We start from the raw sequence: 4,884 nt of genomic DNA on the forward strand, positions 1-4,884 counted from the left end.
ATTCCCGCAGGCGTCGGCGGCCTCCAGGATGACGTGCGCGTTGGTGCCGCTGATCGCGAAGGAGGAGACGGCCGCGCGGCGCGGGTGCCCCGTCTCCGGCCAGGGCACTGATTCGGTCAGCAGCGAGACCGCGCCGCTGGACCAGTCCACGTGAGGCGTGGCGGCGGTCGCGTGCAGGGTGCGCGGCAGGAGGCCGTGCCGCATGGCCATGACCATCTTCAGCACGCCGGCGACACCGGACGCGGCCTGGGTGTGCCCGATGTTCGACTTCACCGAGCCGAGCCGCAGCGGCGAGCGCGGCGGCCGCCGCCGGCCGTACGTCGCCAGCAGCGCCTGCGCTTCGATCGGGTCGCCGAGCGGGGTGCCGGTGCCGTGTGCCTCTACGACGTCGATGTCCGCGCTCGTCAGCGCCGCCGCCTTGAGTGCCTGCCGGATCACCCGCTCCTGTGAGGGTCCGTTCGGCGCGGTGAGGCCGTTGCTCGCGCCGTCCTGGTTGACCGCGGAGCCGCGCACGATGGCGAGCACGCTGTGGCCGTTGCGCCGGGCGTCGGAAAGCCGCTCCAGCAGCACCATTCCCGCGCCCTCGCCCCACGCGGTCCCGTCGGCGTCCGCGGAGAACGCCTTGCAGCGCCCGTCCGGGGCCAACCCGCGCTGGCGGCTGAACTCGACGAACATCGTCGGCGTGGCCATCACGGTCACCCCGCCGCTCAACGCCAGGTCGCACTCGCGGTTGCGCAGCGCCTGGCACGCCAGGTGGATCGCGACGAGCGAGGACGAGCACGCGGTGTCGACCGTGATCGCGGGGCCTTCGAACCCGAAGGTGTAGGAGACGCGGCCGGACGCCACGCTGGGCGTGTTCCCGGTCGCCAGGTAGCCTTCCAGTTCGTCCGGAGCGTCGTCGCGCAGCCGCGCCGAGTAGCCCTGCGCGACGACGCCCGCGAACACGCCGGTCTGGCTTGCGCGCAGCGACGCCGGGTCGATCCCGGCCTGCTCGATCGCCTCCCAGCTGGTTTCCAGCAGCAGCCGCTGCTGTGGATCCATGGCCAGCGCCTCGCGCGGGTTGATGCCGAAGAACCCCGGATCGAACCCTGAGGCGTCGATGAAGCCGCCGTGGCGCACGTACGAGGTTCCGGGCCGCTGCGGGTCCGGGTCGTAGAGCGCGGCCAGATTCCAGCCGCGGTCCGCGGGCAGCTCGCCGATGGCGTCGCGTTCGGTGGCGACCAACTGCCAGAGGTCCTCAGGGCTCTGCACGCCGCCGGGGAAACGGCAGGCCATGCCGACGATCGCGATCGGGTCGTCATCGAGCCCTGCGGTCGCGGGCAGGAGGCGGTCGTCGGCAGGGTGCTGCGGCTCGGTCGAGCCGCCGCCGAGGCCCTGCGAGATCAGGTGGCGGGCGAGCGCGAGAGGGGTCGGATAGTCGAATGTCAGCGTGGGACTCAGCCGCAGCCCGGTAGCGGTGCCGAGGCGGTTGCGCAGTTCCACGGCGGTCAGGGAGTCGAAGCCGAGGTCTTTGAACGGGCGTTCGGCGTCCACGGCGCCGGTATCCGCGTGCCCGAGGACCGCGGTGGCGTTCTCCAGGATGAGCTGGAGCAGCGCCTGCTCGCGGGCTTCCGGCGAGAGCCCGCTCAGGCGCCGGGCCAGCGAGGACGCGCCGGGGTTCGCCGCCGTCGCGGCGGTGCGGACGGGCGCGCGTACCAGTGCTCGTAGCAGCGCCGGTATCGACCCCGCCGCCTTGAACGCGCTCAGGTCGAGCAGCGCCGGAACCGTCGCCGCGCGGCCACCGGCGACGGCCGCGTCGAACAGCGCCATGCCCTGAGCCGGGGGAAGCGGGCGCATTCCGCCGCGCCGCATCCGGGCCAGGTCCGCTTCGCCGAGTTTCGCGGTCATGCCGGCCGCGGGCTGCCAGGATCCCCAGGCCAGGGCGGTCGCCGGCAGGCCGCTGATACGGCGGTGCGCGGCCAGCGCGTCGAGGTAGCTGTTGGCCGCGGCGTAGTTCGCCTGGCCGGGGTTGCCGAACACGCCGGCCGCCGAGGAGTAGGTGACGAACATGGCCAGATCGGCCCCGCGGGTCAGGGTGTGCAGGTTCCATGCCGCGTCGGCCTTCGGGGCGAAGACCGCGCCGACCTGCTCCGCGGTGAGCGCGGTGACCGTGGCGTCCTCGACGACCCCCGCGGTGTGTACGAGGCCGGTGAGCGGGTGCTCGGCGGGCACGTCGGCCAGCAGTGCCGCCAGCGCGTCGCGGTCGGCGGCGTCGCAGGCCACGAGTTTGACCACGGCGCCACGGGCGGTGAGTTCGGCGGCCAGGTCGTTCGCGCCGGGGGCGCTCGCTCCGCGGCGGGAGGCCAGAATCAGGTGTCTGACGCCGTGTTCGGCGACCAGGTGGCGGGCGGCGAGGGCGCCGAGGTTTCCGGTCGCGCCGGTGACCAGGACGGTGCCGTCCGGGTCGAGCGGCGTCGGCAGGGTCAGCACCAGCTTGCCGGTGTGCCGCGCCTGGCTCAGGTGGCGCAGCGCCTGGCGGGCGTCGCGGATGTCCCACGCGGTGACCGGCAGCGGCTGCAGCGCGCCGGCTTCGATCAGTTCGCGCAGCGCCGCGAGCATCTCCTGGATGCGGTCCGGACCCGCGTCGGTCATGTCGAAGGCGGTGTAGGCGATGTCGCCGCGCAGGCTCTCGGGCGTGCGGATGTCGGTCTTGCCCATCTCCAGGAAGCGGCCGCCGGGTTTGAGCAGGCGCAGCGAGGCGTCGTTGAAGTCGCCGGCCAGCGAGTTCAGCACGGCGTCGACGCCGTCGCCGGTCAGGTCGCGGAACTTGCGCTCGAAGTCGAGGGTGCGCGAGGAGGCGATGCGTTCTTCCGGCACGCCCAGTGCCCGCAGCGTCGGCCATTTCGGCGGTCCGGCGGTGGTGTAGACGTCGAGGCCGAGGTGCCGGGCCAGTTGCAGCGCGGCCATGCCGACGCCGCCGGTGCCGGCGTGGATCAGCAGCTTCTCGCCCGGCTGGAGCGCGCCGAGGTCGATCAGGCTGTAGTAGGCGGTGAGGAACACGATCGGCGCGCCGGCTGCCTGCGCGAAGCTCCAGTTCGCCGGGATCCGGGTGACGAGGCGGTGGTCGGTCACCGACAGCGGGCCGACGCCGCCGGGCATCAGGCCCATGACACGGTCGCCGGGCCGCAGGCCGGTGACGTCGGGTGCGGTCTCGACGACGACGCCGGCGCCTTCGCTGCCGATGGCGGCCCGGCCCGGGTACATGCCCAGGGCGATCAGCGCGTCGCGGAAGTTGAGGCCGGCGGCGCGCAGCGCGACGCGGATCTGGCCCGGTTCCAGCGGCTCGGCGGCGCCGGGGTTCGGCACGAGGGCCACGCCGTCCACGGTGCCGGTGCCCGTCGAGTCGAGCCGCCAGGGAGCTGATTCGGGGCCTGCCGGCGGGATGGGCAGCGCGGCGTCCTGCCGGGTGCGGGTCAGGCGCGGTGCGTGGAATTTCCCGGCGCGGATCGCGAGCTGCGGCTCCTCGTCGGCGACGGCGGTGGCGAGGGCTTTCGCGAGCGCCCGGCGGGAGTCTTCGGTGCCGTCGGTGTCGACCAGGACGAAGCGGCCGGGGTTCTCGTTCTGCGCCGAGCGGATCAGGCCCCAGACGGCGGCGTGTGCGAGGTCTTTGATGTGTTCGCCGGGCTGGGCCGTGACCGCCCGGGTTGTGACGATGGCCAGGCGGGAGGCGGCGAAGCGGGGCACGGCCAGCCACTGCCGGGCCAGGTCGAGGACCCGCAGCGTGGCCGCGCGAGCCGCGTCAGGTTGCGTACCCGCGGGTTCTTCGCAGGCGTAGACGACGATCGTCGCCGCGGGGTCGGCCGCGTCGAGTTCCTCCAGCCGGTCCGGGTCGTCGAGCAGCGCGGGTTGCGCTGCGGCGTCGTCGCACGGCCGGATCGCGGTCCATTCGACTTCGTACAGGTGCCGGTTGACGGTCGGCTGCGCCGCGGTGAGGGCTTCGGGGCTGACCGGCCGGGTGATCAGGGAGTTGATGGTCAGGACCGGGTCGCCGGCCGGGTCGGCGGCGGCGAGTGTCAGTGACCGGTCGCCGGTGGGCCGCAGGCGCACGCGCAGCGCGGTGGCTCCGGAGGCGTGCAGCGTGACGCCGGCCCAGGAGAACGGCAGTTGGACGCCTTGGCCGGGCTCGCCGTGTTCGCCGGGGGCGAGGACCGGGGCGTGCAGGCAGGCGTCGAGCAGCGCCGGGTGGATGCCGTAGCCGGTGGCTTCGGTTCCCTCGGGCAGGCGGACTTCGGCGTAGACGTCGGTGCCGCGTCGCCAGGCGGCTCGCAGGCCGTGGAACATCGGGCCGTAGCCGTATCCGGCTTCGGCGAGCGCCGGGTAGAGGTTCGCGACGTCTACGGGGTCGGCGCCGGTCGGCGGCCACGTCGTCAGGTCTTCAGCAGGGGCCTGCGTCCGGTCGGCGGGCTCGGTGGGTTCGGCGGTGAGGTAGCCGGTGGCGTGGTGGGTCCATTGCTGATCCGAGTCGAGGTCGGGGCCGGCGTTGGGGGCGTCGGCGCTGTCGTCGGGGCGGGAGTGGATGTCGATGGTGCGGCGGCCGGTCTCGTCGGGTGCGCCGACGGTGACCTGCAGTCGGACGGCGTCCCGCTCGGGCAGGATCAGCGGCGCTTGCAGGGTGAGTTCGTCGAGCAGGCCGCAGCCGGTGCGTCGCGCGGCGGCGAGTGCGAGGTCTACGAACGCGGTGCCGGGAAGCAGGACGGTGCCGGCGACGGCGTGGTCGGCCAGCCATGGCTGGCGCCGCGTGGACAGTTGGGCGGTCAGGACGGTCAGTTGGCCGCTCGCGAGTTCGATGGCTGCGCCGAGGAGGGGGTGTCCGGGTTCTGTGAGGCCTAGGTCGGAGGGTTGGGT

General features: G+C 73.7%; 1 protein-coding gene. It reads right to left on the reverse strand.

Annotated features, from left to right (window positions below; genetic code table 11):
• The coding region (locus KGA66_RS28085) for an SDR family NAD(P)-dependent oxidoreductase (protein WP_211472464.1) at positions 1-4,884 on the reverse strand (4,884 nt) is incomplete at both ends.

The organism is Actinocrinis puniceicyclus (assembly GCF_018283645.1).
In the GTDB taxonomy this organism is placed as follows: Bacteria; Actinomycetota; Actinomycetes; order Streptomycetales; family Catenulisporaceae; genus Actinocrinis; species Actinocrinis puniceicyclus.